General features: G+C 61.1%; 12 protein-coding genes, 1 tRNA gene and 1 other RNA gene. 8 read left to right on the top strand and 6 right to left on the bottom strand.

Annotated features, from left to right (window positions below; genetic code table 11):
- Positions 1–896: 896 nt before the first annotated feature.
- Both QP941_RS00040 and QP941_RS00045 read right to left on the bottom strand, forming a co-directional pair.
- Positions 897–1,646, bottom strand: a complete 750-nt coding sequence (locus QP941_RS00040; RefSeq protein WP_284867585.1) for an SURF1 family cytochrome oxidase biogenesis protein — start codon at positions 1,644–1,646, stop codon at positions 897–899.
- Positions 1,603–1,702, bottom strand: a tRNA-OTHER gene (locus QP941_RS00045). The genes QP941_RS00040 and QP941_RS00045 overlap by 44 nt, the downstream gene beginning before the upstream one ends.
- Between QP941_RS00045 and QP941_RS00050 the strand changes: the two genes are divergently transcribed.
- On the top strand, positions 1,665–1,871 hold the full coding sequence (locus QP941_RS00050; protein WP_284867586.1) for a hypothetical protein: 207 nt from the start codon (positions 1,665–1,667) through the stop codon (positions 1,869–1,871). The genes QP941_RS00045 and QP941_RS00050 overlap by 38 nt on opposite strands.
- A 43-nt stretch (positions 1,872–1,914) precedes the next feature.
- Here the strand turns inward: QP941_RS00050 and QP941_RS00055 are convergent, their stop codons facing one another.
- Entirely contained in the window at positions 1,915–2,406 is a 492-nt protein-coding gene (locus QP941_RS00055; RefSeq protein WP_284867587.1) for a low molecular weight protein-tyrosine-phosphatase, read from the bottom strand.
- Positions 2,407–2,501: 95 nt separating this feature from the next.
- On the opposite strand from QP941_RS00055, the gene QP941_RS00060 reads away from it, so the two are divergent.
- The 5 genes from QP941_RS00060 (at position 2,502) to QP941_RS00080 (ending at position 7,371) form a co-directional block, all read left to right on the top strand.
- Positions 2,502–3,641, top strand: a complete 1,140-nt coding sequence (locus QP941_RS00060) for a Nif3-like dinuclear metal center hexameric protein (RefSeq protein ID WP_284791510.1) — start codon at positions 2,502–2,504, stop codon at positions 3,639–3,641.
- A complete protein-coding gene (locus tag QP941_RS00065) occupies positions 3,642–4,358 on the top strand; it encodes a zinc ribbon domain-containing protein (RefSeq protein WP_005324390.1) in 717 nt (238 codons plus the stop codon).
- Entirely contained in the window at positions 4,358–5,488 is a 1,131-nt protein-coding gene (locus QP941_RS00070) for a bifunctional RNase H/acid phosphatase (protein ID WP_284844892.1), read from the top strand. The genes QP941_RS00065 and QP941_RS00070 overlap by 1 nt, the downstream gene beginning before the upstream one ends.
- Before the next feature lie 15 nt (positions 5,489–5,503).
- An RNA gene (gene rnpB / locus QP941_RS00075) (RNase P RNA component class A) lies at positions 5,504–5,951 on the top strand.
- Between the two features lie 25 nt (positions 5,952–5,976).
- Positions 5,977–7,371, top strand: a complete 1,395-nt coding sequence (locus QP941_RS00080) for an RNB domain-containing ribonuclease (protein ID WP_284867588.1) — start codon at positions 5,977–5,979, stop codon at positions 7,369–7,371.
- Positions 7,372–7,383: 12 nt separating this feature from the next.
- Here QP941_RS00080 and QP941_RS00085 read toward each other — a convergent pair whose 3' ends face one another.
- Complete coding sequence (locus tag QP941_RS00085; protein ID WP_284867589.1) at positions 7,384–8,658, bottom strand: galactokinase family protein; 1,275 nt, start codon at positions 8,656–8,658, stop codon at positions 7,384–7,386.
- A gap of 260 nt (positions 8,659–8,918) precedes the next feature.
- On the opposite strand from QP941_RS00085, the gene QP941_RS00090 reads away from it, so the two are divergent.
- On the top strand, positions 8,919–9,107 hold the full coding sequence (locus QP941_RS00090) for a hypothetical protein (RefSeq protein ID WP_239279133.1): 189 nt from the start codon (positions 8,919–8,921) through the stop codon (positions 9,105–9,107).
- A gap of 59 nt (positions 9,108–9,166) precedes the next feature.
- Here the strand turns inward: QP941_RS00090 and QP941_RS00095 are convergent, their stop codons facing one another.
- Together QP941_RS00095 and QP941_RS00100 are read right to left on the bottom strand one after the other, a co-directional pair.
- The gene (locus tag QP941_RS00095; RefSeq protein ID WP_284867590.1) at positions 9,167–10,903 is read right to left on the bottom strand and encodes a CYTH and CHAD domain-containing protein; all 1,737 of its coding nucleotides are present in this window, start codon (positions 10,901–10,903) and stop codon (positions 9,167–9,169) included.
- Between the two features lie 133 nt (positions 10,904–11,036).
- The gene (locus QP941_RS00100) at positions 11,037–12,095 is read right to left on the bottom strand and encodes a DUF2786 domain-containing protein (RefSeq protein ID WP_284867591.1); all 1,059 of its coding nucleotides are present in this window, start codon (positions 12,093–12,095) and stop codon (positions 11,037–11,039) included.
- A gap of 192 nt (positions 12,096–12,287) precedes the next feature.
- Here QP941_RS00100 and QP941_RS00105 point away from each other — a divergent pair, with 192 nt between their 5' ends.
- Positions 12,288–13,625: a glutamine synthetase family protein gene (locus QP941_RS00105; protein WP_150850861.1), complete on the top strand. Its 1,338-nt coding sequence runs from the start codon at positions 12,288–12,290 to the stop codon at positions 13,623–13,625.
- Positions 13,626–13,631: the final 6 nt, after the last annotated feature.

The following is a 13,631-nucleotide window of genomic DNA, read 5'->3' on the forward strand; positions in this document are numbered from 1 at the left end:
CTCGTCGGCCTTGGAAACTTCATCACTGGAATGAACCGCCGAAATCGGCCACAGTCTGAAAATTGATTCAGGGTATTCAGTCATGCACTCATCCTATCGAATAACCGAACAATGCAGCATCGTTTCGCGATAGAGTACACCCTATTGCTACGCCAGTGTGCGGCAGAATGTTTCCTGTTGAATAGGGCCGTTCCTAGTATTGTTTTACACATGTCTAGCGGGGTCTAGGCCATATGTTTGCAGAAAGTGGTGAGTGTGGTGTTGTCGTCTGATGGTTTCCATATTGAAAGTCATATTGACGAAGTGCCCGCGTTGGCGCGGGTGAAAGAGCTGCCTGGTGGGTTGCCGTCGGGGTAGCAGGCGTTGGGCAGGGTTGTACAATCCTTGCTTGCTGACGCCGATGGTCTCGACGGTATTCAGCTGTACGGCCTCTCGGATGCAATCGAGTCGTATCGTGATGCGGTCATAGGACAAGAGAATGCTACCTTTACGCCCTCGCGGGCCGAAGACTAATGGTCAATGAGTTCGGTTCGCGTGGGCAGCGGGTGGGGTATATCCGGGTTTCGACGGTGGAGCAAGTGTGGTCGATTCTTTAGCATTGAACCACCACACCGCCGTCAACTACCACAGGTTGTCAACCGCACCGTGGATTTGGCGTCCCAAGGCCAGATATATGCTCTCAAAGCGTATATTCTGCAAGAATATACAGGTCAGACCCTAGAAATCCCCGATCTCAGACACACTTTCTGACCCTTAGCCTGGGCAAGGCCTCGAGAGCCAACTTGTGGCCACGTTACTCGTGAAGGGGAGGGGGCAGCGCCCGCTAACGTGGCTGTTCCTTGGGGCCTAGGCGGATGTTCAGGCAACGCGGTCTAGGCGGCCTAGGCAGAGAGTAGCTAGTAACGCTCGCGGCGGCGCTTGTTCAGCTTGGCGTAGTGATCCGGCTTCGAGTCGCCGTAGCGCGAGCGATTGCGGCGGCTGGCGGCGTGCGAGGAGGACGCGGCGGGAACGGCTGTGGCGGTGTCGGTGGCGTCGTCAGTGGCCGCGTGGGCGTCGTGCTGGGAGGTCGCAGGGGATGGGGTTTCTACGGGTGCGGAGCCAGCAGCGGAGGCGTCCTCGGGCTCGGATGGGGCAGAGGCATCGGCGTCGAGGGCGGAGAGGGCTGCTTCCTCCTCGCGCAGGCGGCGACGCTCACGGATTTCGGACCACACGAAGTAGCCCAAGCCCAGCGGGGCCATGATGCCGAAGGCAATCCACTGGTAGCCGTAGGAGAGGTGGTTGCCGCGGTCGAGCTGCGGGATGGGCATGGCGTTGAGCACGCCGGGCTGGTCGGCGGAGAGTTGGATGTAGTCGTGGGCCAAGGGGGCGTCGATAAGCGAGGCAATCTGCTCCGTATGGATGGAGTAGACCTGCTGGTAGCCCTCCTGCTTAATGGGGGCGGACTGGTGCTCGGCCTCATCGGCGCGGATCATGCCGGTGAGCGTGGTCTCGCCCGAGGGAGCATCAGGGATATCCGGCACGGCGTTGGCCTCGCCGGCCTTGACCCAGCCGCGGTTGACCAGGATGGTCAGGCCGGAATCGGTGCGGAAGGGCACCAGGGATTGGTAGGACGGGCCGGAATCGACCGGGCGCAGGCGCAGCAGCACCTCATCCTGCGGCAGGTAATGGCCGTGCAGGGTGGCGCGGGACCACTCATCGTCCTTGATGGCGCCGTTGCCATCCACGAGGTCTTCCACCGGCTGGGGGTCAGCCTCATAGGCGTGGGTGATGAGCTCATTGCGTTCCACAATGTCATCGTCCTTGCCCAGCTGCCACGGGGCAAGGACGGTAAAAGCCAGGTAGGAAAAAGCCACGACGAACAGCAGCAGTAGAACCCAACCCGGCTTAAGGAACGTCTTTAGCATGGGGCCTAGTTTAGTCGCGGTTAGCGCGAATCCAATCCAGCAGGCCAGGCACGGCGGCCTCGATATTCTTGCGCGTGGTTTCAAAATCCGCTGCGGAACCGTAATAGGGGTCTGCCACGTCCGCGTCCTCCGGGGAGTTGGGGTCGAAGCTGCGCATCAGGCGAATCTTGTCGGGGTCGATGCCGTGCTCAATGAGGGCTTCGCGGTGGCCCTTGTCCATAGCAATGAAGAGATCCGCGTCCATGTGCTCGGCGCCCAGCTTGGCTGCGCGGTGGGAACCGCCATCGTGGCCGCCGCGGCGCAGCTCGGCAATCGCGCGCTCGTCCGCGCCTTGGCCCACATGCCAGCCGCCTAGGCCGCAGGAATCTACGGTGGCGACGAGGTCTAGCATGTCCTTTTCCATTTCATCGCGCACGATGATTTCTGCCATGGGGGAGCGGCAGATATTTCCGGTGCAGACAAAGACGAGGTAAAGGCCGGAGCGGGTATCGGATTCGGTCATGCGGAAAACCCCTTCGCGCGAATAGTACTGTGGTGCGGAAGATAGGATATAGCAGTAGTAACTATTCCATGAAACGAGCATAAAGGAGCACCTCTATGTCCGCTGTGAGCGTGGGCGATGTCCGCCGCGTACTCGATGAGGCCTACCCGCCGCACCTGGCGGAAAAGTGGGATGCCGTGGGGCTTATCTGCGGCGATCCGGCCGCGGAGGTAAAGCGGGTGGCCTTCGCTTTGGACTGCACCCAAGCGGTGGCCGAGCGCGCGGTGGAGCTCGGCGCGGACATGCTCGTGGTCCACCACCCGTTGCTGCTGCGCGGGGTGGAGTCCGTGGCGGCCGATACGCCCAAGGGCAAGGTAGTGCACACGCTGGTCAGCAATGGCGTTGCCCTCTTTGCAGCCCATACCAACGCGGATAAGGCGCGGCCGGGCGTAAACGACAAGCTCGCGGAGCTGGTAGGCATCAACCCCGGTCGGCCCATCGTGCCGGAGCCCCAGGGCGTGGATAAGTGGGGCGTGCACGTGCCGGTCGCCGCGGCCGAGGAAGTAAAGCAGGCGCTTTTCGACGCCGGCGCGGGCCACATCGGCGCCTACTCCCACTGCTCCTTTGACATTGCAGGCACGGGCCAATTCCAGCCGGAGGAGGGCGCTGACCCCACCGAGGGTGAGATCGGCGCGCTGCACCGCGGCGAGGAACTCCGCGTCGAGTTCGTCGCCCCAGCCGCACTTCGCTCCTCCTTGCTGAAAGCCCTGCACACCGCCCACCCTTATGAGGTGCCGGCCTATGACATCACGGAAACCGCCGGCCACCAGGACCTGGACAAGGCGCTCGGCCTGGGCCGTGTGGGAGAGCTGCCGCAGGAGATGACCCTGCGCGAGTTCACCCAGCAGGTGGCTAATGCCTTGCCGGAGACCGCTTGGGGTATCCGCGCCGCCGGCGATCCGGACCGGAAAGTGCGTACGGTGGCCGTGTCTTCCGGTTCGGGAGATTCTTTCCTCTCTGCGGCCGCGAAGCTAGGCGTGGACGTGTACGTTACCTCGGATCTGCGCCACCACCCGGTGGATGAGCACCTGCGCGCCGGCGGCCCCGCTGTTATCGATACCGCCCACTGGGCCAGCGAATTTCCGTGGACGGCCCAGGCGCGCGATATCGTAGAGAATGCTTTAGAACTGGATACGGAAATTATTAGCCTGCGCACCGACCCGTGGACTATCTCTGCGCACCCAAAGGAGTCATAAGTGAAACTATCGCAAGAACTACAGCCGGTACTGCTGGAACTGGCCAACCTGGAACGCTCGCAGGGCCATGGCGCCGAGAAGGAAATCCCGGAACAAGCCGAGTATGACAAGGCCAAAGAGGAGCACAAGCGCCTGCTCGATGCCTCCGGTTCTGCACAGATGGCCGTTGATGACATGGAGACTGAAATCCTGCGCATCCAGGCCGATGAGCGCAAGCTGCGCCAGCGCGAGCGCGATGATAAGCGCCAGCTCGGCGCCGCAGTGGACCCAGAAACCCGCAAGGATTTGGAGCACGATCTCTACGCGGCCAAGTCCCGCATCGCAGACCTCATGAGCGAGCTGCAGGAGGCGCATAACGAGGTGCACGCGCTGCGCTCCAATCTGGACGTCCACGGCGCGCGCGTTTCTGATTCCGAGCGCAAGCTGGAAAAGCTGCGCCGCGCAGCCGAGGCGGCTAAGGAAGCGGCCGCCAATCAAGAAGACCCGGCCGTGCGCATCGGCGAGCTGCGCGATCAACTGCCCGCCGGAGTGCTCAGCGAGTACGATACCCAGCGCGAGGAAAATGGCGTAGGCGCCGCCCAGTTCAAGGCCAACCGCGCCTGCGGCGGCTGCTTCATCGTCTTGCCGCCGGCCGAGCAAAACGCTGTGCGCAATGCCCCGGCCGATGAGCTGCCGCAGTGCGGCGATTGCGGCTCCTACCTGGTGCGCTTGGTCTAATGAAGGTCATCATCTACGCCGATGGCGGCTCCCGCGGCAACCCCGGAGTAGCCGGTTCCGGCACCGTTATCTATGACGGCAGCGGGCAGCGCATCCTGCGCGAAATTGTCTACGTGGTAGGTACCAAGTCAACCAATAACGTCGCCGAATACAACGGCCTGTTGCGCGGGCTCGAAGCTGCCACCGAGATGGGCGCTACCGAGGTGGAATTCCACATGGATTCCAAGCTGGTGGTGGAACAAATCAACGGCCGCTGGAAGATCAAGCACCCCGATATGCAGAAGCTGGCCCTGCGCGCCCGCGAGTACATCAACGGCTTTTCCTCTTTCAGCCTGGACTGGGTGCCGCGCGCCAAAAACAAGGTGGCAGACGCCCTGTCTAATGACGCCATGGATGCCGCGGCCGCCGGGCACCCCGAAGGCATCGTTGCCGGCGAAGAAGACTCCGAGCCAGCACCAGCCGCGGAGCAGGACACCACCGCGCCGCACCCCACCGATTGGCTGGGGGACCGCGGACCTACCACCCGCTTTATCCTGCTGCGCCATGGGCAGACGGAGATGTCGGCTGCCAAGCAGTACTCGGGGCGCGCCAATCCGGGCCTTACCGAGCTTGGCCAAAAGCAGGCGCTCGCCGCGGCGCAAGCGCTTGCCGACGCCGACTTTGACGCCATCGTCTGCTCGCCCCTGCGCCGCTGCCAAGAGACCGCGGCGGCCGTGGCCAATGGCCGGGATATCGAGGTAGAGACCGTCGAAGGCCTCATCGAGGTGGACTTCGGTGCGTGGGAAGGCAAGACCGCAGCCGAGGCCCACCAGCGCGATCCGGAATTACACGAGGAATGGCTGCATGATGCGAGCGTCGCCTGTCCGGGCGGTGAATCGCTGCAGGCGGTCAACCGCCGCGTGCGCACCACCCGCAAGGAGCTCCAAGAGCGCTTCGCAGGAAAGACCGTGCTGGTGGTCAGCCACGTCAATCCAATTAAGTCCTTCATTCGCCAGGCGCTAGATGCCGGCCCAGCCACCTTTGGGCACCTCTTCCTCGACCTGGCTGCCATTTCGCAGGTGGAGTTCTGGGAAGGCGGCTCTATGGTGCACGGATTTAACGATGTGGGCCACCTGGCAGGCCTGCGCTAGAATAAGGAACGCGAATGAGCCGGCCGGGTGATCGCGTCGCTTCATACGGGCAGCCGCGTGCTGCCGCGTGGGCGCCGAGGAAAGTCCGGACTCCACAGAGCACGGTGGTTGCTAACGGCAACCCGGGGAAACCCGCGGGCAAGTGCAACAGAAAGTAGACCGCCTTGTACCTCCACTTGGTTTCGGCCGAGTTGGAGCCACAAGGTAAGGGTGAAACGGTGCGTTAAGAGCGCACCAGCACCGTCAGTGATGGCGGTGGCTGGGTAAACCCCACCGGGAGCAAGGCATCACGGCCCCGCCACGTTGCGGGGCCCGATCAGGCGTTTTAAGGCTGCTCGCTCGAGCCTGAAGGTAGCTGCTGGAACCAACTGGCAACGGTTGGTCTAGATGGATGTTCACCGCGCGGTGCTTCCCAGGGAGTGCCGCGGTTAGACAGAATCCGGCTTATAGGCCGACTCATTCGCCCTACTACGTTTATGGTGGTGGGCATGAAGCTCTATGCCGCCCCGCTCGATTTCCGCGCTATTGCCACAGAATTTTCGGTGGCCACCGATTTTCCGGCAGAGGTCACCGCCCAGGCCGCCCGCGCGCAGGACCGATACGCCGACTCGCGCCGCGACGCCCGCGACATTCCCTTCGTGACCCTGGATCCCGCCGGTTCCATGGACTTGGATCAGGCGGTCTACATCGAAGAACGCGAGGGCGGATACCGCATCTTTTATGCCATCGCGGACGTTGCTGCTTTCATCGAGCCCGGCAGCGAGCTGGAGCGCGAGTCGTTCCGCCGCGGCCAGACCATCTATCTTCCCGATGAACCCGCGCGCCTGCACCCGCCAGAGCTTTCCGAGGACCGAGCCTCGCTACTGCCTGGCACCGATAAGCCGGCCGTGTTGTGGACCTTTGACTTGGATGGCAATGGCGAGGTGGAGTCCTTCCACGTCGAGCGCGCGCTCATTTACTCCCAGGCCCGCCTGGATTATGAAGGCGCGCATGCGGATCTTGCGGCCGGCAACCTCCACCCATCTATTGCACTGCTGCCAGTGGTCGGACGGCTGCGCCAGGAATCCTCCCTGCGCCGCGAGGCCATTTCCTTGCGCCTGCCCTCCCAGCGGGTGGTGGACAACGAGGACGGTACCTTTGAGCTCATCATCGAGCCGCGTTATGAGGTCATGGACTATAACTCCGAAATTTCGCTGCTCGCCGGCATGTGCGCCGGGCGCCTCATGCAGGAAGCTGGCGTGGGCTTCTTGCGCACCCTGCCCGGGGCTGAACCGGAGCATGAGCGCCAATTCCGCGCCGAGGCGCAGGCCCTAGGCTTTGCGCTTGGCGACGCCCCCATTCCCCAATTCCTGCTCACCGTCGACGCCGATTCCCCGCGCGGCATGGCCGTCATGCGCGAAGCCCAGAGCCTGCTGAGGGGCGCCGACTATGCCTGGTTAGGCGAGCAGGAAGCGCAGGTACACGCCGGTATTGGTGGCTACTATGCCCACGTCACCGCGCCGCTGCGGCGCCTTTCCGATAGGTTCGCCACGGAAGTCTGCCTAGCGCTGTGCGGCGGTTATGAGGTTCCCGAGTGGGTAACAGGCAGCGCCACGGAGGTCATCGGGGCAATGCGTTCGACCTCGCAGCTCGCCTCCCAAGTGGATAAGGCCTGCCTGAACCTGACAGAGGCCACCGTGCTGCGACCTTGGCTCGGTACCAATTTCCCAGCCACTGTGGTCCGCGGCGATCCGAAGCGGGACAGGGCGCGGATTTTCGTGCCGGAGCCTCCCGTCTTCGCCCAATGCGTGGGCGCACCGGAAACCGGCAGTGAAACCACTGTCTCGCTGGTGACGGCGGATACCGATTCGCGCGAGGTTCTTTTTGCCTGGCCGGCCGACTAGCGGGCAAGGCTCCTAGCCTTCGCCGCGGGCGGCCTCGCCTGGCTGCAGTTCGACGACGAGCAGGCCATCTTCTGCAAGGTCTGCTGCAAAATTGTGCGCGCTTTTCGCTGGCACATAAGCGATGACCGCGTTCGAGGTACCGGCATGCGCCGATCGACCCGCTACGGCACCGCGAACCGTGACCAGCTCGGCGAGTTTTTCTGCCGAATCCAAACCGTAGATATTGGCCAAGGAAGACTGCGACTGCAACAGGATGGGGAAGAGCTCCGCGCCGCGGTGCGAGCGCAGGCAGCGCGCAAACTTTTCTACGCGCTCAGTTTCTTCCTCATAAAAGGCCATCCACTCCGTGGCGGCGCTGATGCTCGGGCGGCCTTCCTCGCCGTATACCTTGTGCACGGCCTTGAGCCAGTCGAGGACGCGCTGTTGGGCGTCGGGAAGCAAGCGCAGCGAATCGGTGCCAAAGGAGTGGCACGCATCATCGATAAAGCGCTGGCGCTGGCGGATATCGGCGATGGCCCTTTCCTCCTGCGCGGAAAAATCCTCCGGCACCGCCACCGCAAAGACGGACATCTCGCGCCCCACCACATGCGGGGCGTGGGTGACCGAACCATCGGCGTAGTCCATGATGCACACGCCCTCACCCGTGCTGCGCAGCGCTGCGCTGTGGCGTGCGCGCAGTGGCGGTCGCGCTGCGAAGGTGGAAACGGCCTGGGTGCAGACATCCGCCACTCGGGCCCTCAACGGTGCATCGAGATCCGCATCTGCGCCCATGAGCGCTAGCGCTACCGCAACGTCCGCAGCGGCATCTGCGCCCACACCCGCGCCCTCTGGAATATCGGAGGCGATGGTGATATCCGCACCGGCCGTCTCTCGGGAGAGCAACTGACGATTAATCATCGTGTGGACAATGCCACCTACGCGGGCCGCCAACCCACCTTGTGGTGCCGGCGGAATAACTGGCTGGCCTTCCGCATCCGTGGTGGGCTGTTGCGCCGTTGCCAGTTCTGCAAGCGCCTGCAGGCTAATCGAGTCATGGGCAGTCTCGCCCTGAGCTGGGTGGAAATGTACGGCCACCACGCCGTCGGTGCGCGGGCTTACCGCCGCTGCAGCGCGCAACTTTCCCACACACATGGCGACAATGCCGCCGAAGTGATCAATATGTTCACCAATGAGGGACCACGTTGCCGGCGCGCTGGCGGTATGCGTTGGAGCGCTGCCTGTGAGTTCGGTATGTGCTCGGGCGGCGCGCTCGGCTACGGGCTCTGCAGGCGTTGACCACAGTGGCATGGGTGCTAAAGCTCCTTTTCCAGGTTCTGGGACCAGTAAGTCTTCGTTGCCCCACACACGCGGCGGTGCGTTTAAAGCAACGAACGCCCGCCACCTATGTGCGCGGTGGCGGGGAATACGACATGGATTCGTATAAAAGAATTGTGCTGCCCCACATTCTAGCGGGCATCAATGGGACAGCGTGGGTAGTGTGGGCACAAACCATATCAGCGGCAGCACTTAGCCGATGCCGCTGATGCAACAACTGAGAGGATAGTTTCATGAGCGATGCAGACCAGAAGTGGTTCTTTGATCCCACCACTAAGGAAGTCAGCCAAGGCAAGACCTCTGGCTGGGAAAATCGGATGGGCCCGTATGACACCCGCGAAGAGGCAGAAAACGCCATCGAAATTGCCCAAGCCCGCAATGATGCGGCAGACGCTGCAGACGAAGAAGATGGCTGGAAGTAACTAACTCCCAGCCATCTCTTTTAAAGCCGTGTTTCCCAGCACCTGCCAGGGGAGCGCGGCTACTTTAGTTTCTTGCGCAGCGGCTTAAACGCGGCCTTGATGTCTTTGAAAGACTCGGCGTAATCATCAAGAGCCTTTAGGCCAATGGTTCGCTCGCGCTGGTAAAGCAGGCCGTAGCCAAAGGTATTCTCCCCACGGCGGCGAGCGGACCCTGCCAGCTCGAGCAGCTTATCGCGCGAGGTCACGGAATCCTGGAAATCACCGAGCACCGACTGCATCTGCTTGCAGGCCTTGTAGAGGCGCTTGGTCTTGAGGTTGGTAGCAGAACCAGCTGCTTCAGCTGCATAGCGCAGCTTCTTTGCTGCCTTGCGCATATCGTGGAAATAATCCTCGCGCTCGTGCAGGGACAGTTCCTGGTCATCCCAGTTCTCCACGGCCTTCTTATGGCGCTTGACCAGCTTGTTATAGGCCTTTTCAAGGTGCTGCGCCATCACGGTATCCATGTCGGCGGACTTGTCCTTGGACTTCTTTTTCTCTGGCTTCTTTTCGGCCTTTTCTGCAGCAGGTGCGCTGTCCTCGCTGGATTCGGTAGGGGTAGCGGCGTCATCTTCTGCAGAGGACTGCTCCTCTGTCTGCTCCGCATCGCTTGCTGCCGGGGCGGACTCCTGTTGCTTATCGGCCGTTGGCGGGTCTGCGAGCAGGCGATCGAGCGACTCCAGCAGCTCGAGGTAACGCTCGGAATCCAGGGCTGCGATAACGCGGCGGTGCGCGCGGCGGTAGGCGTTGCCCATATCGTGCGCAATGTGCTCGCGGGTGGAGTCATCCAAGGTGTCAGAATCCTCGGACTCCAGCAGCTTCTGCCAGCGCTCTTCCACAACTTCCGCATCGCGAGCAACGCCCAAGATGCTGGCAAGCTCCTTGAGCTCGGCTTCGATCTTGTCGATTTCTGGGCCGACAACGATGCCATGGAAGGTCTGCAGGTGGCTGCGCAGCTCGCGGGTGGCGACGCGCATCTGGTGAACCGAGTCCCACTCATCGCGGCGCACGCGAGGGTCATAATCAACTAGCTTGTCGCGGTTGGCTTGGAGCGCGGTGATGACGGCCGCGGCAGGGGAGTCTGGATCCACGTCTGGCGAAACTAGGGCTGGAGGCAGCGGTGCGTTGGCGTAGGAATCGCCCAAAGCAGACTTCAGCTTGGATGGGGAGGAAGAAACGCGCGCACCGGCACCGATGAGCAGGGAAGTGGCACGGCGAATGAATTGCGTGCCTTCCTCAGTGCCAGGAAGCTCACCGGCGAGCTCTACTTCCCACTCGCGCCACGACTGCTGCTGGCCACCTGGAAGGAAGGAAAAGGCGGTGACGTGGTCATCGCAGAATTCCGCTACCGGTTTATTATCGGCATCCGCTAGGACCATCTCGGTGCGCTTGTTGTCTACCTGAGCAATCGGGGTGAGTTCGTGGTGGCGGATAATGGAGCGGACCTGGTGGAGAAGCTCCTCAGGTACTTCGTAGCGGCCATCTACAGGTTCTCCCAGCTCGGCGTGGATTTCAGTGCGGCCAGCCTCGCTAGGAATCTTGATATGCCAGCCATCATCATTGCCACCCGTGCGGCGGCGGAGGGTGATCTTTGCGTGGGTCAGGCGGAGGTCTTCGGTGTCGTAGTAGATGGCAGAAAGCGCGTGGTGGCGCGTGTCTGCAACGTGGTCAACTCCCTCGAGGCGGGTCAGTTCAGGGAGCTGAGTGGACTCGGCTACGGAGAATTTCGCTTCAACTTCGAGAAAAGACTGTGTAGACATTCACGTACCTTTTACTTTCTAGACCAATATCTCACCGGTGATCCTACCCGTTAAGCATTCGTTTCGGTGTCGCTCCTCGCCCCCGTTCGCTAGCAGGGAACGGGAGGGAAGAATGGCCTTGAGCAGGGCAAAATTACTGCGTAATTTCTGGAACCGAACCGATCCCGGAAGCATCGCCGCCAAAGTGAGATTTATCGGCAGCGGCAATGCCATCGTTGATGCCGTGCATGCTGTTCATGGAAAGCGACATTTCCGTCAGGTTGGGGAAGAGGCGATTGCGAGTATCGATGGCGTGATCGGTGCGCGCCTGCAACGCCGGAAGGGTTTGGGTAGCTACAGTCTCTGCGTGGTGTGAGCAGTACTGCGACTCCCGCAGGTTATCTGCGATGCCATCCTCATTTGCTTGAGTGAGCAGTTCACCGATGCGGGCGGCATAAGAGAGCCGGAAGCTACGGCGATAAGCGGCGGTAGAGCCCGTAACGCGGGCAATTTCTGCGCCGTCACCATTGCGCATGAACCAATCGCATTGACGGTTGAGAGAGGCAAAAAGGTCGGCGCAATGGGCGGCGTCGGCAGGAGCGCCAATCACGCAGGCCAAGCCCTTGTCATGAATCAGGAGAGTGGTGCATCCATTGGCGTCAGAGATGGTGCTTAATAGGGAAGCCTGGTGCTTGATATACGGCGGGTGGATGTGCACGCGGTGGGAAATGAGATGAGGCAGCTCGGAAGTAAGCAGGTCTTCGATGCGATACTTCTGCTGCAGGGACTGCGCCTTAGAAATGAGAACCTCGGCCTCATCCTCAAAGCTGGTAGATTCCGCTTTCCGCAAAAGGCCTAGAACTTTTTCGCGGATTTTGCGTTGCTTATCGCTGAGCCCGTCCTCCCGCAAGGATTCGCCGGAGGCTAAAAGCTCGGTATCGCGCAGCTTCGGTAGGTGAATGAGCTCTTTAATGATGGCGCGTAACTTATCGCGGGGAATGAAGTTTTCCTGCGGAGGGGCCATCTGTAGCCATGCTTTGCGCAGCGCAGGGGAGGTAATTCGTGCCGGCACATGGGGGCTTGCACGGTAAATAATGGGGTAGGCGTGCGGGCCTAAGACGTGTTCTAAGTCCGCCGGCGCCCAGCCTTGTTGTGCGGCGGTGACGAGGCGTTCGATTACGTGAGCAGAAAGGTCATCGCAGTGGGTGGTCATAAAGATTCGTCCTTTAAGAGGTGTACGTGTGTTCGCTTGCTCACTTAGCAAAGCATGCGGTGCAGCTGTCTCCTGCCGGAAAATCCCCCACTGGCCACCCCCTAGATACTCTTGCGACCTGCACATTTTGCCCCGGAAAAACTGTCGCATGAACTGCACATCCCTCGGGGGAGAGCCGGTAAGGTCTAAAGCATGAATAGCCAACACGAATTTGTCTTGCGCACCGTTGAGGAACGCGATATCCGCTTTATCCGCCTGTGGTTTACGGATATTCTGGGCGCCCTTAAATCCGTGGTCATGAGCCCGTCCGAATTGGAATCGGCCTTTGAAGAAGGTGTTGGCTTTGATGGTTCTTCCGTAGAGGGCTTTTCTCGCATTTCTGAGTCTGACACCATCGCCCTGCCAGATCCCTCCACCTTCCAGATTCTGCCCTTTGATATGGATGAGCCGGACCTGCAATCGGCCCGCATGTTTTGCGATATCGCACAGCCAGACGGCCAGCCCTCCATGGTGGACCCGCGCCATATCCTGCGCCGCCAGGTCACTGAGGCCGCCAACGATGGATTTACCTGCATGGCCTCGCCTGAAATCGAGTTCTATCTTTTCGAGCGCGGCCGCGAACTCACTGACTTGGTGCCCACGGACAACGGCGGTTACTTCGACCAAGCAACGCACGATACCGCCCCGCTTTTCCGCAGGAAGGCAATGCTAGCGCTGGAATCGCTGGGAATCGCCACGGAGTTTAGCCACCACGAAACCGCGCCGGGCCAGCAAGAAATTGATCTGCGCCATGCGGACGTGCTCACCATGGCCGATAACATCATGACCTTCCGGCACGTGATTAAGCAGGTGGCCACCAACTCCAACGTGCGCGCCACCTTTATGCCTAAGCCCTTCGAGCATTTGCCGGGCTCTGGCATGCATACCCACTTGAGCCTTTTTGAAGGCCAATCCAATGCTTTCCACGATCCGGATGATGAATTCTCTTTGTCCCAGACCGGCCGCCAGTTCATCGCCGGCATCTTGGAGCACTCTACGGAGATGTCGGCGATTGTGAATCAATGGACCAATTCTTATAAGCGCCTGATGTTCGGCAACGAGGCGCCGGGCGCAGCCACCTGGGGAGTATCGAATCGCTCCGCGCTGGTCCGCGTTCCCACCTACCGGCTTACCAAGGAAGAATCGCGCCGGGTAGAAATTCGCTCCATTGATGCCTCGATGAACCCCTACCTGGGCTATGCGGTGCTACTAGCGGCAGGCCTGCGAGGCATCCGCGAGGGCTACGAGCTCGATGATCCGGCCGAGGACGATGTCCACCAGCTCACCCGCCGCGAGCGCCGGGCAATGGGCTATAAGGATCTACCCACTAGCCTGGATCAGGCCTTGCGAGAATTTGAAAAATCCGAATTCATGGCGGAAGTTCTGGGCGAGCACGTCTTTGAGTTCTTCCTGCGCTCCAAGTGGGATGAGTGGCATCACTATCAGAGCCAAATCACCACCTTTGAGCTGCGCAATAACCTGAACTTCTAGGAGAAT

It is taken from the genome of Corynebacterium sp. MSK150 (assembly GCF_030229215.1).
GTDB lineage: Bacteria > Actinomycetota > Actinomycetes > Mycobacteriales > Mycobacteriaceae > Corynebacterium.